This window comes from Archangium violaceum, assembly GCF_016887565.1.
GTDB classification, from domain to species: domain Bacteria; phylum Myxococcota; class Myxococcia; order Myxococcales; family Myxococcaceae; genus Archangium; species Archangium violaceum_B.
The window spans coordinates 7,033,550-7,055,909 of the sequence record NZ_CP069396.1; the positions used below are offsets into that span (position 1 = coordinate 7,033,550).

Genomic DNA, 22,360 nt, shown 5'->3' on the forward strand with positions numbered 1-22,360 from the left:
CGTCCCTCTCCCAGGGGGAGAGGGGTTTTGTCCTTCCCATTCAGGGACGGATGCTCTCCGTCTCAATGGCCCGGGCCGCAGTCTTCGAGAGGACTCGAACGCCGACGATCATCGCCGCGAAGCGCTCGTCCTTCGTCAGCCCCTGCTTGAACCGATAGTAGATCTGCTGCGCGATCACCGACACCTTGAAGAGCGACAGCACGTAGTGGAACGCGATTCCACTCGTGTCACGTCCGCTCTTCTCCGCGTACCGCGCCACCAGTTCCTCGCGCGTCAGGTTCCCCGGTAGCATCGTCAGCCCGAACGGCAGCGCCACACGCTCCTGGGAATCCTTCGCCTCCGCCCAGTACGCCAGCGCCATCCCCAGATCCGACAGCGGATCGCCGATCGTCGCCATCTCCCAGTCCAGCACCGCTCGGATGCTCGGGAGCTTCTCCGGATCCAACACCAGGTTGTCGTACTTGTAGTCGTTGTGGATCAGCGTCGGTGGCAGTTCCTTCGGGAGGTGTGCCGCCAGCCACTTCGCCACCTGCTCCATCTCGGCGATGTCGTCCGTCTTCGCCTTGCCGTAGCGCTCCGTCCACCCCGCCACCTGCCGGCCCAGGTAGCCCTCCGGCTTCCCGAGCTCCCCCAGTCCCGCCGCGCGCCAGTCCACCGCGTGCAGCTCGACCAGGTTGTCCACGAAGTTCTCCGACAGCTTCCTCATGAGCTCCGGCGTCAGCTCCAGTCCCTTCGGTGGCTTCGCCCGGATGATGACCCCACGCACCCGCTCCATCACGTAGAAGGGCACAGCCATCGGTGACTCGCTCTCGCCGCAGAACACCAGCGGCCGGGGCACCTTCGGGTACACCGGCAGCAACCCGCTGAGGATGCGGTACTCGCGGCCCATGTCGTGCCCGGCCTTGATCGCCTTGGCCCCGAATGGCGGCCGGCGCAGCACCAGCTCCCGCTCGCCCATCCGCAGCAGGTACGTCAGGTTCGAGTGCCCTCCCGGGAACTGCTCCACCACCAGTGGCCCCGTCAGCCCCGGCACCTTCTCGGCCAGGTACTTCTCCAGCCACGCGACGTCCAGCTCCTCTCCCGGACGCACTTCCCTCGTCCGGTCCAGCCACTCCGGTGTGCTCATTCCGCACTCCCCTTCTTCAGGCCGTAGCGCTCCAGGATCCGCCTCGCCAGCGACGACTTGTGCACTTCGTCCGCTCCGTCGTAGATGCGCGCGCCCCGCTCGTGGCCCCACCAGTAGGCCAGCGGCGTCGCGTCCGTCAGGCCCATCGCGCCGTGCGTCTGGATCGCCCGATCCAGCACCCGCTGCAGCACGTTCGCCACGTAGAACTTGATGGCGGAGATCTCATCCCGCGCCTTCGCCGCCCCCTCCTTCTCCATCTTCCACGCCGCGTGCAGCACCATCAGCCGCGCCGCGTTGATCTCCGCCCGCGAGTCCGCGATCCACTCCTGCACCATCTGCCGCGTCCCCAGCGGCTTGCCCGGCGACAGCTCCCGGCTCACCGCCCGCTCGCACATCAGATCGAACGCCCGCTCGCAGATACCCAGCCACCGCATGCAGTGGTAGATGCGCCCCGGCCCCAGGCGATCCTGCGCGATGACGAACCCCATCCCCTCCTGGCCCAGCCGGTTGTCCACCGGCACCCGGACGTTCTCCAGCACCATCTCCGAGTGGCTCGCCCAACCCTCGCCCGCCTCGCCCGCCACCGGGATGTTCCTCACCCGCTTGAAGCCCGGCGTGTCCATGGGGACGATGATCTGGCTTGCCCGCAGGTACGGGCTCGAGGCCTCCGGATCCGTCACTGCCATCACGATGCAGAAGGACGCTCCGTCCGCCCCCGAGGTGAACCACTTGTGCCCGTCCAGCACGTACGTGTCACCCTCGCGGCGCGCCCGCGTCCCCAGCCACGCCGGGTTCGAGCCCGCGTGCTCTGGCTCCGTCATCCCGAAGCACGAGCGGATCTCCCCGCGCACCAGTGGCTTCAGGAAGCGCTCCTTCTGCGCCGCCGTCCCGTGGTGCGCCAGCACCTCCATGTTCCCCGCATCCGGCGCCTGGCAGTTGAACACGTAGTGCCCCAGCGGGCTCCGACCCAGCTCCTCCGCCAGATGCGCGAACTCCATCAGCGACAGGCCCCCTCCCCCGTGCTCCTTGCCCATGTGCGGCGCGGACAGGCCGTTCTTCCGCACCTCTTCACGGAGTTGCTCCAGCTCCGGCTGGAGCGCGTGGAAGCCCTTCGTCTGCAGCGCGCTCTCGAGCGGCTGCACTTGATCGCGGATGAAGCCTCGTACCTCCGGGAGGAGATTCCTCAGTGACTCCGGTGGAGTGAAATCCATGCACTCGTCTCCTGGGCTCGTCTGGGTCGAACACCGTGACGGGTACCCTCACCCTCGCCCTCTCCCGAAGGGAGAGGGGATGACTCGGGATCCTGCTTCTCGGCTCACCCTACCCGGCGCGTCCCCGAAGACACCTCGCCCAGGAACTCCTCCAGCGCGGCGTTCAACAGTTCCGGCTCCTCCACCGTCGAGGTGTGCCCACCTCGCGGCAGCTTCACCAGCTTCGACCCCTGGATCGCTCCATGGATGCGCTCGGCCTTCGCCGGCACCGTGGCCGTGTCCTCCCCTCCCACCAGCACCAGCGTCGGTGTCTTCACTCGCGACAGCTCGTCGTACACGCCGCGCCGCCGGATGACCCCGTTCACCGCGCGCCAGATGTCACGCCGGTTCTCCTTCAGCTGGCGCTCCCAGTCGGCCCGCTCGGCCGCCCGCGCCGGATCCTCCAGGAACGTGCGGCCGAACATGATCGGCATCACCCGCTTCGCCACCAACCCGAGCCCCAGCCAGCGCGCGATGAAGTTGAGCACCTTGTAGCGCGGCACGTTCTCCGTCGGCTCCGGGTCCGCCGACGTCTCCAGCAGCATCAGCGAGCGCAGCAGGTCCGGCCTCCTCGCCGCCAGCCTCATCCCCACGAAGCCCCCCATGGACAGCCCCACGAAGTGGCACGGCCCCACGCCCAGCTTCTCGATGAGCCCCACCCCGTCCGCGTACACCGTTTCCATGTCCACGGTGTCCACCTTCCACACGTCGCTCCGCCCCTGGCCACGGTGGTCGTAGGTGATGCAGCGATAGCGGTCCTTCAGCGCCGCCACCTGCTTGTCGAACATCCGGCCGCTCCAGAGCAGGCCGTGGCTGAACACGATGGGCTCTCCCGAGCCTCCCGTGTCCTCGTAATACAGACGGGTACCATTGACGTCCAGGAAGGGCATGGTGCGCTCCGAGTCGAAGGGTTGCTCACATCGCCGTGGTGCCACCGTCCACGACGAGCTCCGAGCCCGTCATCAGCTTGGACTCGTCCGAGGCGAGGTACAGCACCGCGTAGGCGATATCGTCCGGCTCACCGATGTGGCCGAGCGGAATCATGCGCGCCAGCCGCGCCTTCCCCTCCGCCACGTCGCCCTTCATGCCCGCGAAGCCTTCCACCATGGGCGTGTCGATGAAGGTGGGGTGCAAGGAGTTGCACCGGATGCCGTAACCCTTGCGCGCGCAGTGCAGCGCCACGGACTTCGTCAGCAGGCGCACCCCGCCCTTGCTCGAGCAGTACGCCGCGAGGTTCTCCGACCCCACCAGCCCCGCCACCGAGCTGACGTTGATGATGGAGCCCTTCGCGCCGCACTTGCGCATGCCTCGGATGCCGTGCTTGCAGCCCAGGAACACCCCGTCCAGGTTCACCGCGTGGACGAGCCTCCACTCCTCCAGGGACAGGGACTCGACGTCCTTGGCCACGCCAATGCCCGCGTTGTTCACCACCACGTCCAGCCGGCCGAACGTCGCCACCACCTCGTCCACCACCCGCTCCCAGTCGGCCTCCTGCGTCACGTCCAGCTTCCAGGCCCGAGCGGCCTCGCCCAACGCGCCAGCCACCTCCTTCGCCCCGGGCTCGTTGCGATCCGTGATCGCCACGCGCGCACCCTCGCGGGCCAACATCGCCGCCGCCGCCTTGCCCAACCCCGACGCCCCTCCCGTCACCAACGCCACCTTGCCTTCGACTCGTCCAGCCATCACTCACCTCTCCGTTGTGAAGACGCGCTAGCATGCCGTGCGGGCCGCCGAGCGGCTCTCGGGGGCGCGAGGCGCCCGGAGCCTACCCCGCTCCCCACTCACGTGGTGCAGGAATGTCCGTCACGGACAAGGGGTTCTGGCGCGCCGCGTCGGCCCGGTGGCAAGCTCTCTCTGGACAGGAGCATTCCATGGATTTCCCACCCAGCGCATGGCAGTTGTGGCTCCTCGCCGCGGTCCTCGCGGGAGCATTGGAGATCGCCCTCCCGGGCTTCGTGATGCTCTGGTTCTCCGTGGGAGCACTGGCCGCCAGCCTCTCGGCGGCCCTGGGGCTGGGCATCGACTTCCAGCTCACCAGCTTCACGCTCGTCTCCCTGGGCCTCTTCGCGGCCTCGCGCACCCTCTTCAAGAAGGCCTTCATGCGCACCGCCACGCAGATGAAGACGGGCGTGGAGGCCATGCTGGGCCAGGAGGCCGTGGTGACCGAGTCCCTCGTCGAGGGGCACGGGGGGACGGTGCGCATCAACGGAGAGCTCTGGACGGCGCGCTCGCTCGCGGGTCCCGTGGCCGAGGGTGAGCGCGTCATCGTCGAGCAGGTGGAAGGTCTGAAGCTATGGGTGCGGCGTCCCTCGGCCGCGCTCGAGGTTCCCCTGAAAAAGAAGGAAGGTCGCTAGATGGGTACCGCAATCCTCTTCATCATCGCGCTGGCCGTGGGCTTCGGCCTCATCAAGGGCCTGCGCATCGTGCCGCAAGCCAAGGTCATGGTCATCGAGCGCCTGGGGAAGTTCCACCACGTGGCGCACAGCGGCCTGAACGTGCTCGTGCCGTTCCTCGACTCGCCGCGCGCCATGGAGATGCGCGTGGGCAACCGCTACACCCGCACCAACCTGGTGGACATGCGCGAGCAGGTCATGGGCTTCGAGACCGTGCAGGTCATCACCCATGACAACGTCACCATGGAGGTGGGCTCGGTCATCTACTACCAGGTCGTGGATCCGGCGAAGGCGCTCTACGAGGTGGAGAATCTGGCGCTGGCGATCGAGCAGCTCACCATGACGAACCTGCGCAACATCATGGGCGGGCTGACGCTGGACCAGACCCTCACCAGCCGCGAGACGGTCAACACCAAGCTGCGCACGGTGTTGGACGAGGCCACCGAGAAGTGGGGCGTGAAGGTGACGCGGGTGGAGCTGCGCGAGATCGAGCCGCCCGCCGCCATCAAGGACGCCATGGCCAAGCAGATGACGGCCGAGCGCGAGCGCCGCGCCGAGGTGACCAAGGCGGAGGGTGACAAGGCTGCCGCCATCCTCTCCGCGGAGGGCGAGAAGATCTCCCGGATCCTCCGGGCGGAGGCCGAGCGCGACGCGGAGGTGGCTCGCGCCGAGGGCCGCAAGCGCGCCACGCTGCTGGATGCCGAGGCCAAGGCGGAGGCCACGCGGCTGGTGTTCGACGCCATCAACTCCGGTGGAGGAGCAACCCCCGAGGTGCTGGCGCTGCGCTACATGGAGACGCTGCAGGAGCTGGGTAAGGGCGACAACAAGATGTTCGTCCCGTACGAGGCCACGGCGGCGCTCGGCAGCATCGCGACGCTCAAGGAGGTGTTCGCGAGGGAAGGAAGCGCCGAGAAGGCGCGTCCCACCCCCAGCGCCGCGGTCCTGAGTGCGCAGGCCCTGACGCGCACGGTGACGGCAGCGCCCCCGGCGATGCCGGTGCGCAACCGCCCGCCGCTGCCATCGGAGGAGTAATCGCCAACCTCCCCTCACCGCGCCCCCCTCCCCTCTCCCTCTGGGAGAGGGACGGGGTGAGGGTATAGCGAATCCCGGGCTGGAACCTTTCCGAGTGCCCGTTGTCCGAGCGAGCACACACTCACGGAGGTCCCATGTCGGAAGCATTCATCGCTGGTGGTTGGGGGATGTATCCCACGCTTCTCGCGGGGCTGGCGCTGCTGGGCACGAGCCTGCGCTACGCCACCCGTCCGGACACGCGCTACGTACCGCTGATGCTCACGCTGGGGCTCTTCACGCTCTTCGCGGGGGGGCTGGGGTTCATCACGGGCATCATGAACCTGCTGCGGGCCTACGCCGGCCCGCTGTCCAGCGAGGGGCCGTCCGTGCTGTTCATCGGAGTCCAAGAGGCGCTGCACAACATCGCCCTGGCGTTCCTGATGACCATGGTGTCGGCACTGGCGGCCTCCGTAGGGGCCTGGCGGCTCGCCCAGCAGACACGGGCAGCCGTCGCGGCCACCGTGCCATCCCGATAATTTCCCAGTCAGGGATTGCGCGAGGGCCCGTCCGTGGTTAGAACTTCCGAGCCCGGAACTCCGGGCCCTCCTCGCACACGAGGCTTCGTACTCCATTGAAGATCCACTCCTGAATCGTCGGCGCTGTCTCTCAGCCAACCCCCGGGCCCCTCGTGCGTGCCCGGAACGATTCCGGAGTTCCTCGTGTCACTCGTTCGCGCTCACCGCGTCTCCTTCGCGTTCACCGACGCCATTCCCCTCTTCTCCGAGGCGGACTTCCACCTGCCCACGGGTTGGACCGGCCTGGTCGGCTCCAACGGGGCTGGCAAGTCCACCCTGCTGCGCCTGATCTCCGGCGAGCTCCAACCCTCGGAGGGACACCTCCGCTTCGAGCCGCCCTCGGCGCTCGTCCACCTCTGCCCGCAGCGAGTCGAGGAGATCACCCCCGACATCACCGCGCTCGCGGAAGCATTCGACTCACGCTCGCGGCGGATGCTGGGACAGCTCGGGTTGGATCCCACCGCGCTCGAACGGTGGCCCACGCTCTCACCCGGTGAACGCAAGCGCTGGCAGGTCGGCGCCGCGCTCGCGCGGGAGCCGGACGTGCTGCTGCTCGACGAGCCCACCAACCACCTCGACGCCGAGGCCCGTGAGTGGCTCATCTCCGCCCTGCGCCGCTTCCGAGGGGTCGGAGTGCTCGTCTCGCACGACCGCGAGCTGCTCGAATCCCTCACCACGGCCACGCTGCGCGTGCACGCGGGCACGGTGCAGCTCTGGCCGGGGAGCTACTCCGCCGCCCACGAGGCCTGGGAGTCCGAGCTGGATGCCCGGCGCACCGCGAGACAACAGGCGCAGGACGAGCAACGGCGCCTCCAGCAGCGGCTCGTGCAGACGCGCCGGGATCAGGAGGCCGCCTCCGCCGCGCGCAACACCGGCAGCCGCATGAGGAACAAGTACGACAGCGACGCACGCGGCATGGGGGCCACGACACTCGCGAGCTGGGCGGACGCGAAGCACGGCCGCCGCGTGGCCATCACCCGCCGCGAGGTCGAGCACGCCGCCGCCGCCGTCGAATCGATCGAGGTGGAGAAGACACTCGGCCGCTCCGTCTTCGTCGACTACGTCCGGCCGCCGCACGCGCTGCTGTTCAGCCTGGACGTGCCCGGGCTGCGCGCGGGCGAGGTGGAGCTGTTCGGCCCACTGCGGATCGACGTGCCACGGGAGGCCCGCGTCCGCATCGAGGGCCCCAATGGCGCCGGAAAGAGCACCCTGCTGCGGGCGCTGCTCGACCAGTCGCGGATTCCCCTGGAGCGCGTGCTGTACCTGCCGCAGGACCTGAGCGCGCAGGAGGCCGAGGAGGCACTCGACTCGGTGCGCGAGCTGCCACCCGAGGAGAAGGGCCGCGTGCTGTCGCTGGTGGCCGCGCTCGGGGTGGATCCGGATCGCCTGCTCGCCACGGAGCAGCCCTCGCCCGGCGAGGCGCGCAAGCTGCTCATCGCGCGAGGACTCGGGCAGCACGCCTGGGCGCTCGTGCTCGACGAGCCCACCAACCACCTGGACCTGCCCTCCATCGAACGACTGGAGGCGGCCCTGCGCGAGTACCCGGGAGCCCTGTTGCTGGTGACACACGACACACATTTCGCGCGGCGGTGCACATCCTCACGCTGGCGAGTACAGGAGGGACGCGTGGACGTCGCCTCGGACTGAATCCGCCGGGTGTTGGAAGCATGACTTCCATGTTTCCACCTCTGTCATGCCGGCATTAGAATGAAGCCAGGGGTTTGGCGTTCTTCAGTTGCTCGCCGAAGGGGGGACCGTTGACATTCGCGCCATTGAAGAAGCGGATGGAGACCCGGAGCGACGTACCAGACCGTACGTCTTCCCAGGCCTCACCTGGGACCGCTCCCGCAGCGAGCCGTGGCCTGCCCGTGTACCTGGGCGGGCCACCGAAGCCAGGCCAGCTGCCGCGCTGGATGCATTCTTCCCTGACCCGCATGCTCGAGCCCTCCCCCGAGCATGAGGCCGAGGCCAATGCCTTCGCGAGCCGGGTCGTCGACACGTCGCGACAGGAAAGGATGAAACCCGCGTCATCCTGCGCTTGTGACGGAAGCTGTCCGAAATGCACGGCGAGTCCGCACATGCGCTCCACCGGAGCCGGTCGCGCGCTCGAACCAGCAGCCCGCGCGAGCCTCGAATCCGCGACCGGCACGAACCTGGGCGGTGTGCGGGTGCATACCGATGCGGATGCCGCCACCTCCGCCTCCAAGCTGGGGGCGCTGGCCTATACGGTCGGAGCCGACGTCGTCTTCGGCGAGGGCCAGTATCGCCCCGAGTCCTCCGAGGGAATGCGCCTCCTGGCACATGAGGTCGCGCACACGCTGCAACAATCCGCGGGCGGAGGTCCGGTTCTTCAGCGGCAGCAGGATCCTCGTGCCGCGGAGACAGGGGCTGGAGCCCAGGTCGACCCACAGCGAAACAGCGGCCCGTGCGCGATCGACGCGGCGGGGTTGAGCAACCAGGAGCTGCTGTTCCAGTTGAACCGCGCGCGGGCCTATCTCACGCAGAATGAGCGAGGAGAGGGCGAATACTACGATTACGGAAACCTGCTTCGGCGCCTGTCGGCCGAACGGCGGCGCCGCGTCAACGCTGGGCACGTCTGGCTGGCGGAGCCCGGCCTCCTCCATGTACCGGACGTTCTCTATTCGCTCGAGGCCAGCGGACCCCTCGAAGTCGCGGTGACGCGAATCTCGGGGGAACAGGTGGCCGGAACCGCGACGGTGGTGGGCCGCACGCTGGTGACCCCCGCGCAGTTCGACCGCTTCATGGCGGGCCGGAACGTTCCCCAGGTCGATGCGGCCACGTACTTCGCCACGCGGGATCCCTCCAGAAGTGGGCCGCTCCGCATCCCGCTTCCAGCCCAGCCTCGAACGATGATGATGTCGACGCCGCTCGCCCCATCCCTGGGCTTGCGTCTGCCCATCACTCTCAATGCGTCACCGTTCGCCAGGCCGGGTCTGTTTCCTGGGCTCCAGCCGCCCGTATCCCATACCTACATCCCAAGCGCTGACATCATCCTGCGGGAGCTCAACAGCGCGCCTGGCGGCGTCGTCTCCACGGGTCCCGAGCGCGTCTACCTGCCTGCTCAGCGGTCGCTCGCCCCGGATGGGAACAGCGCCAATCCCATCCCCGGGATGAGCGCCCTTGGCTTCCTCGGACAGCCTGGCGCTCCGCTTCCCACCGGTACGACGGGGGTGCTGTGGCAGGGCTCCCACGCCTCCGACCTCGCCGTCATCAACGGCCGCTTCGTGATCAGCGGGTTCCGAGCCGGCATGAGCACACACGGCTTTTCCGGCCTGGAACGCGCCCTCACCCGAGGTGGCGGCCCTGTCACCGCCATGCTCAACCGGGGCACCCCCGGCACCTATGCCAACGATGCACTCTTCCCCTACTTCCCGGACGCGGTCGCGGTGGTCCGTACCGATGGAAGTCTGGTGGAGGCGGAAGAGCTGGTGAAGTTGATGCAGAAGGCGGGCCGGGAGATGCGTGGCGAGATCTATCGCTACAGCACACCGCCCAGGGAGCATCCGGCGTTCCGGCGTGCCTTTGGAAACCTCCCCGCCACGGTCTGCCCACCGGGCGCTTCCAACTGCATCAACCTGCCCATGGCCGTCCACGACGTGGCCCTCGGCGGTCACCACATGGTCCTGCCCGGCCAGAACGGGCCCATCGACCTTTCGTTGCCGCAGAACGCGACCGCGGCCAACATGGACGTCTACGTCAATCCGAGTCAATTGCCAGAGGAGTTCTTCCTGGCGAACAACCTGCGCCGTGTCCGCGTCGCCCCCGCGATGTGGAGAGGCGTGGGGATGGGCGGTGCACTGGGCGCTGGAATGGCACTGGCCGGAAACGCCGTTCAGGATGTGCAGGGTGGCCAGACCCACTACGTGCGAGACATCACGTTCGGCTTTGGCAGCAGCGCGACGGGAGTTCTGGCCGAGAACTACGCCACCAACTACGCCACCCAACGGCTGGTCACCGCCGGTATGTCTCCGACCGCTTCGAGCACCCTCGGACGTGTCGCGGGTGGAACCGGCGCGGCCGTGGTGCTGGCGCCGCTGGTCACCACGGGCGGAATGCTGCTGGACGAGGAGAACTACACGGACATCGACTACGCCGCACGCGCCGGGCGCTCCACCGTGGCCGCCGGAGGCAGTGCGCTGGCCACCGGTCTCCTCTTCGCCGCCATGGGAAGCGAGGTGCCCATTGCCGGCAACATCGTGGGCTTCCTCGTCGGCATCGGCGTGTACTACGTCACGGACTCGCTCATCGGGGATGACACGGAAGAAGCCATCCGGCTCGGGCTGGGCGAGGGTGGCTGCACCGGAGGCGTCGGCCCTGGACACTAGGCGCTTTCGCGAGCAGGGCGGCGTGCGTACACGCTGGAGGGCGTTTCTCGCGAAAGCGCCTCCTGTCATCACCCTCCTGGTCGCCTTTACATCCTGGCCGTTCAACTTCCTGACCTACTGTCTGGCCCGGAGGCACCTCCCGCGGCTGCGTACGCTCGCGCTCCCGGCCACATCCGTGACTTGCGACAACGGCCGCTGGACGATCGATCCGGGACAACCAGGCAGGCAGTTGACCTTGACCCTGGACGAGCTGGCACACGTGGAGTGGACGGTCTTCGCCAACAACCGGCGGGGCTTCCACAACGCCAGCGAGACCTGGAAGCTCCTGTTGCTCCAGCGTGACGGCACCCGCTCGGTCCTGATCGCGGAAGAGCGCGCGGGCGGAGAGCCTCCACCCCTGAGCCCCCTGATTGATGCACTGCGCGAACGGGGATTGCTCCAGGAGCCGACCTATCGGGATGTCAGCCCGCCGCCGCGGCTCATGGACATCCTCTTCGGAAGTCTCTGGGTGATGGTGCTCGTACAAGTGCTGCGCTGGGCGTCACACCGCATGCACTGAGTGGCTGGAAACATCACACGGCACTGAAAACACAAATCCAACCTTCTACGTACGATCACCACTTCATGAGTCCGTGATTCTGATTGACTTCCAAGGTGACAGTCATTTCGAATGTTGAAAACCGATCTGGCTTCACGTAGGGTCCATCTGCCTTCACAAAGGGCCGAAGGCTCTAGTCGAGCTACGTCGTAACATTCCCGAGAAGTGCAAAGACGTCTGGTTCCCGCGGGGGGGGCATGGCGAATCTCCTTGCAATTCATTCCATCGGTGAATCGCTAGTCTCCTACTTCACCACCGCCTACCGGGCCTATCAGGCCCTGCCTCCGGATCAGAGAGTCGATCTGGATTTGAGCGCGAATCCTCAATTCGCGTTGGTATCGAGCAAGGAATTGGGGGGCGGATCGGAATCCGTCGATCCCGTCCAGAGTCGGCCGGCGCTGACGCTCTATCTCTATCGTGTGACGATGAACGAGCACCTGCGCAATCAACACTATACGGGTCTCGCTTCGGATGCGCCTCCGCCGCTCTCGCTCGATCTGCACTACCTTTTGACAGTCTGGGCAGACAACGCCAAGGACGAGCACCGCCTGTTCACCTGGGCGATGCACGTGCTCCACAATCACCAGACGCTCAGCGCGTCGGACCTCAACGATGATGGCGGCTGGCAGCCAGAAGAGCTGATCCAGCTCATTCCCGCGGAGCTGAGCAACGAGGATCTCATGCGCATCTGGGATACGTTTCAACGTCCCTATGCCCTGAGCGCCTCGTACATCGCGCGAGTCGTCCAGATCGAGCCGGAGCTCGGCCAGACTGGCAAACCGGTGGTGGCCAGGCGGATCTCCCTCACGAACAAGGGAAGTGGCGCGTGAGTCTGGAGTCGCTCGACAGCCGCGTCCTGGGCGCGGTCCGTTTCCTCGACGGAGAGACGGCACAGCCGCTCACCACCCCGCTCACCGTCTCTGGCGACGGGATGCGGGTGGTACGCAATCGGTCGGGGCTGTATGTCATCACCGAGGCTCCCGGCCTGGAGGACTACACCGCCCGCTTCGAGGCTCCGCCCATGCCAGGGCCGGCTCCGAGCACCTTCACCCTCTCCGTCGTCGATCCGAGCGGGCGCCACCTCCCCCGCAGCTTCTCCCTCGAGCTACCGCGCGGCGCGCCGGAAGCGGTGTTCGCGCCGGTGGACGTGCGGATGTACCTGGCTCCCACGGCCCGGCCCTCGCCGGGCAGCGCCGTGGTGCGGCTCTCGCTCAGGGATGAGCAGGACGCCCCGCTCGCCCGGAGAGTCATCCGTCTCCGCGTCGACCTCCTGGACAGACCCGCCGTCGAGGGGCTCGGGCTGTCGGATGAACGAGGGGAGACGCTGCTGCTCGTGCCACGCATTCCCATCATCCGGTGGGGCCACGAACAGGGCGAGTCCCTCAGCCATCGCATCTTCTCCGCGACCCTGGAGTCCGCTCTCGCCCCCAGCGTGGAGGGCCTGCCGGATCCGGACGTACCAGACCAGAGCTTCACTCCGCTGCCTCAAACCCTCCAGGTTGCCTCTGGCCTGGAAACCAACCGTCGGATCCCGATCCCGACTTCATAAGAGAGGGCTCACGTGCCTGAATACCTCGCACCAGCCGTCTACGTCGAAGAGACCAGCTTCCGCTCCAAGTCCATCGAAGGGGTGAGTACCAGTACCACGGGTTTCGCCGGGCCAACGCTCACCGGTCCCACGGGTGGGACTCCGGAGCTCCTCACGAGCTTCGCGGACTTCGAGCGCACCTATGGCGGGCTCGATGACTTCGATTACAAGGCCCCCCACCCCGCGACCAACTTCCTGGCGCATTCCGTCCGGGCCTATTTCGACGAGGGCGGCTCTCGCCTCTACGTCGCGCGCGTCGTCCCGTTGGACGCCGGGTTCGCGTCGGCCACCGTGGGCGGCAACACGAAATTCATCGCTCGTTTCAAGGGCAGCGTGGGCAACGGCACCATCACCGTCCAGCCCGTCAAGAGCCCCGCGACCATCAGGGGCATGAACAATGCCCCGGTCGGTACGATCCTGATCGGCAGCGGCTCGTCGGCCGTGCTCAAGGGGAACGCGGCGGCGCCCTTCAATCTCACCGGTCACACGACGCTCGCGTTCGAGCTGGGCCAGGCCAAGGAGCCCGTCTCCATCGACCTGGTCACGAACAAGGTCGAGCTGACCGCCGTCGCCACGCTCGCGAAGCTGGATGCCGACACCACGCTCGACATCGTGCTCAATGGCGCCCCTCAGCCCGGCATCAAGCTGGCCGCGGAAACGCAGCCCCAGGAGATTGTCGACACCATCAACAGCCGGCTCCAGGGTTGCTATGCGCGGCTGGACGCTGGCGCGCTGATCATCGGCACGCACCTTCCCTCGCTGGTGGTGAAGCAGAACAGCGATCTCGGCATCACCAAGACATTGGGAGTGGCCAAGGTCAAGGCGCTCGCGGAGGTCACCCTGGAAGAGCTCGACCGGGCCCTCCGCGGTGCGGGCATCCAGGCCATCTCCCTCGAGAACAAGGTGACGCTGCGAACCGCGGAGGTGGGAACCACCGCCGGTCTCGCCTGGAAGGGCACCGGGGATCCGCTCGGACTGGGGACGGATGCCGCCGCTGGCAAGCCCGGCGCGCGCACCTTTATCAAGCAGGGCACGGATTGGGTCGACGGCACCGGGACGGCGGCCTCCGGCCTGCCGCCCGAGCTTGACGCGGCCGTGGGCGAGTTCGTCACGCTGCGCATCAGCACCCGGGATGGTACTGGCCGTGAGTCGCTCTATGAGGACGTGGGGCTGGATCCGCTGCACCCCCGGTGGATCGGCAGCGTCCTGTCGGAGAAACCCACCCGGCAGAGCGAGGCCATCCAGCGGCTGTATGCCATCCAGATCGACCCGGCGGCCACCGGGCTGACCCTGTACGGCCAGCTCCTGAACAGTGGAGAGGCCAAGAGCTTCCCCCTGACGGGAGGCAGCGACGGCTCGCCCCCGGGCGACAAGCAGTACGCGGACGCGCTCGACGTGCTGGCCAACATCGAGGATCTCTCCATCGTCGCCGCCCCGGGCTCCTCGGCCTATGGTGAGAACACCGCGCGAGCGGTGCGCAACGAGCTCATCAAGCGTGTCGAGAAGCGGCGCGCGTACCGCATCGCGGTGCTGGACACGCCCGACGCGTCGACCCACGGCCTGCTCAGCCAGGTCAGCCAGTGGCGCGGGGAGATCGACTCGAAGCACGCGGCGCTCTACTTCCCCTGGGTGGTGGTGTCCAACCCGCTGGCCCGGCCGGGCAACGATCGCATCCCCAAGGAGATCGCCCTGCCGCCCTCTGGCTTCATCTGCGGCATCTACGCGCGCAATGACGTGGAGCGCGGTGTCTTCAAGGCGCCAGCCAACGAGGTGGTGCGCAGCGCCCTCCGCTTCCAGATCGACGTCAACTTCGCGCAGCAGGAGTCGCTCAACCCGCAGGGCATCAACTGCCTGCGCTTCTTCCCGGGGCGCGGCTACCGCGTCTGGGGCGCGCGCACGGCGAGCTCGGATCCCGAGTGGAAGTACGTGAACGTCCGGCGCTACTTCAACTTCCTGGAGCGCTCCATCGACCTCGGGACGCAGTGGGCCGTCTTCGAGCCCAACGGCGAGCGGCTGTGGGCCAACATCCGCGAGACCATCGGCAGCTTCCTGGAGACGCAGTGGCGCTCGGGGGCCCTGCTCGGCAGCGACCCGCGGCAGGCCTACTTCGTGCGGTGCGACCGCAGCACCATGACCCAGGACGATCTCGACAACGGCCGGCTCATCTGCCTGGTGGGCGTGGCCGTCGTGAAGCCCGCGGAGTTCGTCATCTTCAGGATCGGCCAGAAGACCGCTGATGCCCGCAGCTAGGCGAAAGGACCACCCACATGGCGCGCAAGACTCCCTACGGTGCATTCAATTTCGTGATCAGCTTCGCCGGCGAGGACACGGCCTTCGGCGGCTTCTCGGACGTGTCTGGACTCACCACCGAGTTCACCATGGCCGAATACCGTGAAGGCAGCGACCAGGTGAACCACGTGCGCAAGGTGCCCGGCATCTTCAAGACGGGCGACGTCACGCTCAAGCGGGGCGTCGTGGCCTCCGCCGTCATCTGGGAGTGGATCCGCGACGTGCGCAGCCGGGGCGTGGAGGGCCGCAAGGAGTTCGTGCTCATCACGCTCCAGGACGAGACGCATACCGCGGTGCAGTCCTGGAAGCTGCTCAATGTCACCCCCATGAAGTACACGGGACCGACGCTCGCGGCCAAGGGCGGGGGTGATGTCGCGATGGAGGAGCTGGTGCTCTCCGCCGAGGACATCCAGATGGGCTTCCCCAACGTGGCGTAGCCCAGGACACCACGAGGGATGGGTGAGGGTCAGGGATGAACGGCCTCGTCTTCGAAGCCAGAGCCCGCGCGCCAGTGAGTGCGCCCGAGCGTGCGGATATCGCCTGTTTCGTGGGCTTCATCCGCCGCTCCGGCGCGCCCATCTCTCCGGAGATCCGCAAATGGCTCCAGGAGAACGGGTGGAGCCAGTCCCCGCTTCTGGAGGACGTGCCCGTACCTTTCGAGCGCTGGAACGACTTCGACCGGCACTTCGACTGGAAGGGAACGTACCTGGGCGCCGCGGTCCGCTCGTTCTTCGCCCAGGGCGGGCGCAAGTGTTACGTCATCCGCATGGCCGATCCCTGGCTCGAGGGAGCCGGCCGGACCACCCGCCTCTCCTCGCTGCGGACGCTGCTCCCCGGCACCGGGAAGCTCTTCCAGGCCTCGCCCGTCGACCGGAGCACCTGGCATGGCGCGGCGCACCTCTTCGGCCTGCCGGACGTCTCGTTCCTCTGCCTGCCGGACCTCGCCGCCGCGGTCGCGATGGATGCCAGGCCCCTGCCTCCGCCCATCGAGCTTCCGCGGTCCCCGGAGGTCTTCGTCGAATGCACCCAGGAGCTCCCGGGGCCCCAGGAGTCGCTCTTCTCCACGCGGACCGCGCCCCGCTGTGACCAGGAGGGTTACGGTGAATGGGCTCGATTCCTGGAGCGGGTGAAGGAGCTGCTGAGCAGCCGCTATCTGCGGGATGTCCAGCTCGTGGCGGCCCTGCCCCTCCCCTACCCGGGGACGAGCGAGCGGGCCGGCACGCACGAGTCCGTCACCGAGGAGCTCACCGAGGACACCCCCTACGCCTTCCTGCTCGCCCACGAGCACTTCGCACGGTTCCAGAGCGCCTTCGTGCAGCTCGTCTACCCGTGGATCCGCACGCCGGGCTCGGGCCAGTTGCCCGAGGAGCTCGAGAGCCCCGACGGTCTGCTGGCCGGAGTGCTCGCCCGCAACGCGCTCCTGAGAGGCTCGTTCCGGAGCGTGATGAACCTCGGCCTGGCGGACGTGCACGAGCTCTTTCCCGTTCTCGGACGGGGCACGCTCTCCACGCCCCCTCCCGTGGACGGCGAGCAGGCCGCGCGCCCGCTGCCGGAGCGGATCACCGTGCTCGGACCGACTCCCAGCGGGATCCGCGTCCTCTCCGACGTCACCACCAGCCCCCTCGAGAGCTGGCGGCAGGGCGGAGTGAACCGACTGTTCTCCGTGCTCATCCGCGCCCTCCGGCGAGCGGGTCACAACGTCCTGTTCGAGCCCTCCAATGAGCGCACCTGGCGCGACCTGACCCAGCGGATCGAGTTCGTGCTCGTCCGGCTCTGGGAGGCGGGTGCCCTGCGCGGTGCGACCGCGCGCGAGGCCTTCCAGGTCCGCTGCGACCGGACCACGATGACGCAGGACGACCTGGACGCGGGCAGGCTGGTGGCGGAGGTGGTGTTCGACGCCGCGGCGGCCATCGAGCGCATCCATGTCGTCCTGACCCTGGTCGAGGGCGGGCCCATCTCGCTGCGGATGGAGGAGGCGCCATGAGCCAGCCGATCGATCCGCTCTTCACGTTCCAGTTCGAGCTCGCCTTCCAGGATGAGCCGCTCTCGGGAAGCGAGGGGACGGAGGCCTCATCCCTCGCGGGTGCTTTCTCCGAGTGCTCGGGCCTAGAGGCCACCATGGAGCCCAAGGTCATCAAGGCCGGCGGGTACAACTATGGGGCCTATCAACGGGTGGGGCCGGTGACGTTCGCGACGGTGGTGCTCAAGCGAGGCATCTCCCGCGATGGCCGGCTCTTCCATTGGTTCCAGCGGGTGGCCACCGGGGACTTCGGACACCGCCGCTCGGTGCAGATCCATCTCAAGCGGTGGGTCAATGCCGGTTCCAGGGAACAGCCCGAGATGAAGCAGGAGATCGTCCTCACGTGGAAGCTGGATCGGGCGCTCCCCATCAAGTTCAAGGCGGCGGACTTCAACGCCAGGGGGACCGAGGTGGGCATCGAGGAGCTGCACCTCGCCCACGAAGGGCTCACCCTCGATACGAAGGCGGGATGACACGATGATCACTCCGAAACCCGCGCCGAAGCCCGAGCCCGCGAAGCTCCTGGTCCAGGGCAGGGAACCGATCGTGGCCCACTTCAACCCGGCCACGCTGCGGCTCACCCTGACGACTCGGCTCGGCCAGGGCAAGAAGGGCACGAAGAACGAAGGCCAGCAGGTGGTCAACGAGGGCTCGGCGAAGCTCTCGGTGGAGCTCATCTTCGACACGACGGACACGCACAAGAACGTGTGTGACCAGACCGTGGCGGTCGCGCGCCTGCTGGGGGAGAAGAATCAGCCGCCTCCCCAGACCACGTTCGACTGGGGGGCCTTCGCGTTCACCGGCATCGTGGATTCCTACCAGGAGACCCTCGACTTCTTCTCGGTGGATGGCGTTCCGCTGCGCTCCACGGTCGCCATCACCATGACGAAGACCAAGGACATCTTCTCGCGCGGCAAACCGGGGAAGGAGGCGGTCGGCTGGAGTGGCGGGGACAGCGGTGGCGGCGGAGGAAGTGCCAATCAGGCGGCCCAGGTCGAAGCCCCACCGCCAGGAGGCTCCACCACGGTGACCGCCACGCAAGCGGGCGTCCCCGCGGCCGGGCGAGCCATCGCGGCCATGAACGGTGAGGAGAGCATGCGCTTTCCGCGCGCGCCTACGCTCACCGTGGACGCCTCGGTACAGCTCGCGCCTCCCGTGGCCTTCACGGTCCCGGGAGCGAGCCTCTCCGCCAGCGCGAGCCTCGGTGCGGGACTCGGTGGGGGCCTCTCCGCCAACGCGAGCCTTGGTGCGAGCTTCGGTGCGACGGGAGGCGGTGCATCCGCGGGCTTCAACCTGTCTTTCGGAGGTGGTTCCTCCGCGGGCATCACGGCGTCCCAGGGGGCCTTCGCCGGGTTGAGGGTGAGCGCCCTCGTCTCATCCCCCACCGCGCGTCTCGATACGAGCCGCCTGGTACGCAACGTGGAGACCTTTACCCATGCCGCGGACGGCGACGCCGTCTTCGAACTGGGCGGACGGATGAAGGACCAGGGCTCGAGCCTCGACGAGAGGAAACGGACCCGCATCCGCTTCGAGGAGAAATGAGCCATGGGCATCGTGTCGATTGGAGAAGTGGTCGGCAGTGTCGCGGGAGGTCCATCGGAGCCGGAGCTGACTCCGGACGACGAGACGCGCGCGGAGGGAGCGAACGCCACGCCTGACGCCTCTCAAGCCGACGCCGTCCAGCGCGAGCTGCGGGTCAGGGCGTGGCGCCAGACGAGGCTCCACGCGGACTGAGGATGGAGGACGGGAACGATGGCTGAACGCGCGCTGAGCAGCTCGCTGGTCTACTCCGCCCAACCCACGGTGCGGATCGACGGCCGTGCTTCCGACAAGGTGAAGGCGCTCCTCCTCTCCATGCGCCTCACCGAGTCGGAGGGGGGCATGTCCTCGCTCGAGCTGCGTCTGGAGAACACGGGGCGATTCGAGGATGGACAGATGGATCTGGCCTTCGAGGACGAGTCGATCATCCGGCTCGGGGCCTCCATCTCCATCTACTCCGGTGACGAAGCGGCCCCGCGGGAGATCTTCCGCGGGCTCATCACCGGTCTGGAGGCGAGCTTCGAGGGCGCGAACGTGCCCGAGCTGCTCGTGCTCGCGGAGGATGCGCTCCAGCGGGCCCGGCTCGCGCGGCGCACCAAGGTCTACGACGACCTCAGCATCGACTCGCTGGCCCGGGAAGTCGCCGCCCGGCTGAACATGCGCCCCGTCATCTCCGGCTTCTCCGGGAGCATCGGCACCCAGGTGCAGCTCAACGAGAGCGACCTGGCCTTCCTGCGGCGCCTGCTCTCCGCGCATGACGGCGATCTGCAGGTGGTGGGAGAGGAGCTCCACGTCTCCCCGCGCAAGGACGTGCGCCGGGGAGTGGTGGAGCTCGCGCTCTACAGTCAACTCCACCGCGCGCGCGTCATCGTGGACCTGGCCCACCAGGTCACCGAGGTGACGGCGACCGGGTGGAACGCGCTCGCGGGCCGGCGGGTGTCGGGCCTCGGCACCGGGGAGAACCTGGGCCCCGGCTCGGGCCGGCGGGGCGCGAATGTGCTCCGCGACACCCTGGGCGAGCGCTCGGAGCACCTCGGGGACGTCCCCGCGACGACGGACGAGGAGGCCCGGGCCATCGCCACCGCGGCCTTCGACCAGCGTGCCCGCCGCTTCGTCTGCGTGGAGGGCACCGCCGAGGGCAACCCCGCCCTGCGCGTGGGCACCCACGTCTCCCTCCAGGGAATGGGCCGCCGCTACGACAACACCTACTACGTCGTGCGCGCCTGCCACCGCTACGACCTGGCACGCGGGTACGAGACCGATTTCGAGGCCGAGTGCGCCTTCCTGGGAGGTCCTTGATGCAGCCCCTGCCCGTTCCACCTCCGCCGCCACGCCTCGGAGGCCTGCATGGCACCTACCTCGGCCGCGTTGTCTCGGTGAATGATCCAGAGGATCTCGCTCGCGTGCAGGTCCGCCTGGTGAGCACGCCCGAGGCCACGGGGGATGCGGACGCCACCCTCTGGGCCCGTGTCGCCGTCCCCTTCGCCGGCGCCGGACGTGGCGCCTTCCTGCTGCCCGACGTGGAGGACGAGGTGGCCCTCGTCTTCGTCAACGGAGATCCCCGCCAGCCGCTCGTCGTCGGTGGACTCTGGAATGGCTCCGCCCGTCCTCCCGAGACGCTTGGCGGCGGCAAGCAGCGCGTGGATCGCTACACGCTGGTGAGCGCCCAGGGCAGCCGCATCGCCATCGTCGAGGAGACGCAGGGGCAGGCGACCCTCTCCCTCTCCACGCCCGGTGGGCAGAGCGTCACCATCACCCAGTCCGAGGGAGGCAAGATCGTCCTCACCGCCGCCGGCAACACGGTCACCCTGGACACGAAGGGTGTCACGGTGGAGACGCCCCTGTCCGTCAAGGTCTCCGCCAGCCGCGTCGAGGTGAGCGCCGCGCAGGTCCAGGTCAACGCGGCCATGTCCACCTTCGCCGGCATCGTCAAATGCGACGTCCTCCAGGCCACCACCGTCGTGGCCGCGACCTACACGCCTGGGGCTGGAAACGTATGGTAGGCGACCACCCGATCCTCTTCCGGGGTCTCGACTTCGACAAGGGCAGCGGCAATCCGATGCCGGTGAAGGACAAGCGTCCGGTGCTCGTGGAGCGCACCGACGAGGACTTCATCGCGGCGTTCCTCGGGGAGCTGGGCAGCGACGAGGGCCGCAAGCTCCTGGCCGGGACGGTGCGCAACGCGGGGCAACGCGCGCAGGGGCTCAAGCTGTACCAGCCCGTGCACCGCTCCTTCCACCTCGCCGTCTTCGAGGCCGCGTGCGAGGTCTTCGGTGAGCCGCGGCTCGATCCGGCGAAGATCGAGAGCGCCGGGCTGGTGGTCCGGCGGATCAACCCCCTGACGAAGAAGACCGAGGGGTGGATGAAGCTGCGCGGTGAGGTGCACGGCTGGGTGCCCCTGGAGGATGCGCGCGAGCTCGATCGGGATCCGGATCCGGCTCGCCGGGGTGCCGCCTTCCCCGTGGGCCCTCCCCAGCTCAACGCCCTGGTGGAGGACGCGCTCGGGGCACCCACTCCCTACGAGGAGAGCGTCTCCCTGGTCTTCGTGGCACCGCCAGACGTCTGCGCCGCCGCGCAACGCACCGTCCTGTATGGCCTGGTGCCCGTCGCCAGCTCCGAGGCCGTCTCCAGCAAGGCGGTCCAACCCCACCGGTACGAGGAGCAGGAGCTGCGCGAGCTGCTCGCGCCCTACTTCTCGGATGCCGTGGGCGTGGAGCTGATGAAGGAGATCACCGGCAAGCGCTACTCGTTCCACTACGCGGACGAGGTCAACGCGGACGCGACGATCCCCGCCGCGAGGCGCCCGCTGGCCGAGAAACAGCTCGACCAGTTCGTCGCGATGCTGCGCAAGCTGATCAGCGTCTTCAACGCCTTCGATCCGAAGGAGGGCCTGCTGCCGGCCCTCAACCGGCTCCGGCTCGACTACGGCGGGACGAGCCGCCCCATGGGCACCGCGCTCGCGGAGGCCGCCACGGTCTTCGTGCTCGAGCAATCCGACAAGGCCGACGGCAACAGGAAGACGTTCCTCATGCCCAGGAGCTGGCCACGGCTGTCGAAGGCCGACGTCGCCGACCTGGTGCGTGCCGCCTCCACGGCCTCCCTCAACCGGCTCCAGAAGCTCCTGCCGCAGCGGGGACGCTTCGATAACGCCGATGCCCGCTACGAGGTACGTGGATTCATCCGCGTCCGGCGCGATGACGGCTGCCCGCCCGCCCTCATCTGGAGCACGCCCAGTCAGCCCTTCGAGATCGCTGCCTGGTACGAGAACGGCAGACTTCCTCCCGTGCAGGTGGCCCTGCCTCCCGTCACCCGGGAGAGCGTCCGCTCGTTGCTGCCCAACGTCACATTCCAGGTGCCCCGGAACGTCTTCGACCTGCTTTCGATCAACAAGCCCAAGGACTTCCTCGAGGAGAAAGCGAAGACAGGAGACGGCGGCGGGGTGGATTGGATCTGCGGATTCAACATCCCGATCATCACGCTCTGCGCCTTCATCGTGCTGAGCATCTTCCTGGCCCTGCTGAACATCATCTTCTGGTGGCTGCCCTTCATCAAAATCTGCATCCCACTGCCCCGCTCAATGCCACGCCCTCCCCCGATCCGGAATCCGTGAGGCGGCTTGGAGACG

21 protein-coding genes are annotated in these 22,360 nt (G+C 67.9%); 17 read left to right on the forward strand and 4 right to left on the reverse strand.

The window, feature by feature from the left end:
* Positions 1-40: 40 nt before the first annotated feature.
* The 4 genes from JRI60_RS28185 to JRI60_RS28200 form a co-directional block, all read right to left on the reverse strand.
* Positions 41-1,126, reverse strand: coding sequence for a phosphotransferase family protein (locus JRI60_RS28185; protein WP_204218976.1), 1,086 nt, complete (start codon positions 1,124-1,126; stop codon positions 41-43).
* A complete protein-coding gene (locus JRI60_RS28190) occupies positions 1,123-2,337 on the reverse strand; it encodes an acyl-CoA dehydrogenase family protein (RefSeq protein ID WP_204218977.1) in 1,215 nt (404 codons plus the stop codon). The genes JRI60_RS28185 and JRI60_RS28190 overlap by 4 nt, the downstream gene beginning before the upstream one ends.
* Positions 2,338-2,441: 104 nt before the next feature.
* Entirely contained in the window at positions 2,442-3,266 is an 825-nt protein-coding gene (locus JRI60_RS28195; RefSeq protein ID WP_204218978.1) for an alpha/beta fold hydrolase, read from the reverse strand.
* Positions 3,267-3,291: 25 nt separating this feature from the next.
* Positions 3,292-4,059, reverse strand: a complete 768-nt coding sequence (locus tag JRI60_RS28200) for a glucose 1-dehydrogenase (protein ID WP_204218979.1) — start codon at positions 4,057-4,059, stop codon at positions 3,292-3,294.
* 188 nt (positions 4,060-4,247) lie between these two features.
* On the opposite strand from JRI60_RS28200, the gene JRI60_RS28205 reads away from it, so the two are divergent.
* From JRI60_RS28205 to JRI60_RS28285, 17 genes are all read left to right on the forward strand, one after another.
* Positions 4,248-4,730, forward strand: a complete 483-nt coding sequence (locus JRI60_RS28205; RefSeq protein ID WP_204218980.1) for an NfeD family protein — start codon at positions 4,248-4,250, stop codon at positions 4,728-4,730.
* Positions 4,731-5,801, forward strand: coding sequence for an SPFH domain-containing protein (locus JRI60_RS28210; RefSeq protein WP_204218981.1), 1,071 nt, complete (start codon positions 4,731-4,733; stop codon positions 5,799-5,801).
* A gap of 134 nt (positions 5,802-5,935) precedes the next feature.
* Positions 5,936-6,316, forward strand: a complete 381-nt coding sequence (locus JRI60_RS28215) for a hypothetical protein (protein ID WP_204218982.1) — start codon at positions 5,936-5,938, stop codon at positions 6,314-6,316.
* 183 nt (positions 6,317-6,499) lie between these two features.
* Positions 6,500-8,002: an ATP-binding cassette domain-containing protein gene (locus tag JRI60_RS28220; RefSeq protein WP_204218983.1), complete on the forward strand. Its 1,503-nt coding sequence runs from the start codon at positions 6,500-6,502 to the stop codon at positions 8,000-8,002.
* Between the two features lie 431 nt (positions 8,003-8,433).
* Positions 8,434-10,701 carry a DUF4157 domain-containing protein gene (locus JRI60_RS28225; protein ID WP_204218984.1) on the forward strand — a complete coding sequence of 756 codons (2,268 nt, stop codon included), beginning with the start codon at positions 8,434-8,436 and terminating at the stop codon, positions 10,699-10,701.
* 229 nt (positions 10,702-10,930) lie between these two features.
* The gene (locus JRI60_RS28230) at positions 10,931-11,260 is read left to right on the forward strand and encodes a hypothetical protein (protein WP_204218985.1); all 330 of its coding nucleotides are present in this window, start codon (positions 10,931-10,933) and stop codon (positions 11,258-11,260) included.
* Between the two features lie 236 nt (positions 11,261-11,496).
* Complete coding sequence (locus JRI60_RS28235; RefSeq protein ID WP_204218986.1) at positions 11,497-12,129, forward strand: DUF4255 domain-containing protein; 633 nt, start codon at positions 11,497-11,499, stop codon at positions 12,127-12,129.
* Positions 12,126-12,848 carry a hypothetical protein gene (locus JRI60_RS28240; protein WP_204218987.1) on the forward strand — a complete coding sequence of 241 codons (723 nt, stop codon included), beginning with the start codon at positions 12,126-12,128 and terminating at the stop codon, positions 12,846-12,848. The genes JRI60_RS28235 and JRI60_RS28240 overlap by 4 nt, the downstream gene beginning before the upstream one ends.
* 12 nt (positions 12,849-12,860) lie before the next feature.
* Complete coding sequence (locus JRI60_RS28245) at positions 12,861-15,137, forward strand: phage tail sheath family protein (protein ID WP_204218988.1); 2,277 nt, start codon at positions 12,861-12,863, stop codon at positions 15,135-15,137.
* Positions 15,138-15,154: 17 nt separating this feature from the next.
* Complete coding sequence (locus JRI60_RS28250; protein ID WP_204218989.1) at positions 15,155-15,613, forward strand: phage tail protein; 459 nt, start codon at positions 15,155-15,157, stop codon at positions 15,611-15,613.
* A 35-nt stretch (positions 15,614-15,648) separates the two neighbouring features.
* Complete coding sequence (locus JRI60_RS28255; protein ID WP_204218990.1) at positions 15,649-17,160, forward strand: phage tail sheath family protein; 1,512 nt, start codon at positions 15,649-15,651, stop codon at positions 17,158-17,160.
* Positions 17,157-17,669, forward strand: coding sequence for a phage tail protein (locus JRI60_RS28260; protein ID WP_204218991.1), 513 nt, complete (start codon positions 17,157-17,159; stop codon positions 17,667-17,669). Before JRI60_RS28255 ends, JRI60_RS28260 begins: the two co-directional genes overlap by 4 nt.
* Before the next feature lie 4 nt (positions 17,670-17,673).
* On the forward strand, positions 17,674-18,738 hold the full coding sequence (locus tag JRI60_RS28265; RefSeq protein WP_204218992.1) for a hypothetical protein: 1,065 nt from the start codon (positions 17,674-17,676) through the stop codon (positions 18,736-18,738).
* Between the two features lie 3 nt (positions 18,739-18,741).
* Entirely contained in the window at positions 18,742-18,930 is a 189-nt protein-coding gene (locus JRI60_RS28270) for a hypothetical protein (RefSeq protein WP_204218993.1), read from the forward strand.
* An 18-nt stretch (positions 18,931-18,948) separates the two neighbouring features.
* A complete protein-coding gene (locus JRI60_RS28275; protein WP_204218994.1) occupies positions 18,949-20,034 on the forward strand; it encodes a phage late control D family protein in 1,086 nt (361 codons plus the stop codon).
* The gene (locus JRI60_RS28280; protein WP_204218995.1) at positions 20,034-20,738 is read left to right on the forward strand and encodes a phage baseplate assembly protein V; all 705 of its coding nucleotides are present in this window, start codon (positions 20,034-20,036) and stop codon (positions 20,736-20,738) included. The genes JRI60_RS28275 and JRI60_RS28280 overlap by 1 nt, the downstream gene beginning before the upstream one ends.
* Entirely contained in the window at positions 20,732-22,345 is a 1,614-nt protein-coding gene (locus JRI60_RS28285; protein WP_204218996.1) for a hypothetical protein, read from the forward strand. Before JRI60_RS28280 ends, JRI60_RS28285 begins: the two co-directional genes overlap by 7 nt.
* Positions 22,346-22,360 lie beyond the last annotated feature (15 nt).

Bases quoted from the DNA above. Each gene is read 5' to 3' on its own strand.
- JRI60_RS28225 (WP_204218984.1), top strand. From the start codon at position 8,434: ATGCGCTCCACCGGAGCCGGTCGCGCGCTCGAACCAGCAGCCCGCGCG.
- JRI60_RS28250 (WP_204218989.1), top strand. From the start codon at position 15,155: ATGGCGCGCAAGACTCCCTACGGTGCATTCAATTTCGTGATCAGCTTC.
- JRI60_RS28205 (WP_204218980.1), top strand. From the start codon at position 4,248: ATGGATTTCCCACCCAGCGCATGGCAGTTGTGGCTCCTCGCCGCGGTC.
- JRI60_RS28255 (WP_204218990.1), top strand. From the start codon at position 15,649: ATGAACGGCCTCGTCTTCGAAGCCAGAGCCCGCGCGCCAGTGAGTGCG.
- JRI60_RS28200 (WP_204218979.1), bottom strand. From the start codon at position 4,059: ATGGCTGGACGAGTCGAAGGCAAGGTGGCGTTGGTGACGGGAGGGGCG.
- JRI60_RS28285 (WP_204218996.1), top strand. From the start codon at position 20,732: ATGGTAGGCGACCACCCGATCCTCTTCCGGGGTCTCGACTTCGACAAG.
- JRI60_RS28215 (WP_204218982.1), top strand. From the start codon at position 5,936: ATGTCGGAAGCATTCATCGCTGGTGGTTGGGGGATGTATCCCACGCTT.
- JRI60_RS28210 (WP_204218981.1), top strand. From the start codon at position 4,731: ATGGGTACCGCAATCCTCTTCATCATCGCGCTGGCCGTGGGCTTCGGC.
- JRI60_RS28270 (WP_204218993.1), top strand. From the start codon at position 18,742: ATGGGCATCGTGTCGATTGGAGAAGTGGTCGGCAGTGTCGCGGGAGGT.
- JRI60_RS28185 (WP_204218976.1), bottom strand. From the start codon at position 1,126: ATGAGCACACCGGAGTGGCTGGACCGGACGAGGGAAGTGCGTCCGGGA.
- JRI60_RS28190 (WP_204218977.1), bottom strand. From the start codon at position 2,337: ATGGATTTCACTCCACCGGAGTCACTGAGGAATCTCCTCCCGGAGGTA.
- JRI60_RS28265 (WP_204218992.1), top strand. From the start codon at position 17,674: ATGATCACTCCGAAACCCGCGCCGAAGCCCGAGCCCGCGAAGCTCCTG.
- JRI60_RS28280 (WP_204218995.1), top strand. From the start codon at position 20,034: ATGCAGCCCCTGCCCGTTCCACCTCCGCCGCCACGCCTCGGAGGCCTG.
- JRI60_RS28195 (WP_204218978.1), bottom strand. From the start codon at position 3,266: ATGCCCTTCCTGGACGTCAATGGTACCCGTCTGTATTACGAGGACACG.
- JRI60_RS28260 (WP_204218991.1), top strand. From the start codon at position 17,157: ATGAGCCAGCCGATCGATCCGCTCTTCACGTTCCAGTTCGAGCTCGCC.
- JRI60_RS28235 (WP_204218986.1), top strand. From the start codon at position 11,497: ATGGCGAATCTCCTTGCAATTCATTCCATCGGTGAATCGCTAGTCTCC.
- JRI60_RS28275 (WP_204218994.1), top strand. From the start codon at position 18,949: ATGGCTGAACGCGCGCTGAGCAGCTCGCTGGTCTACTCCGCCCAACCC.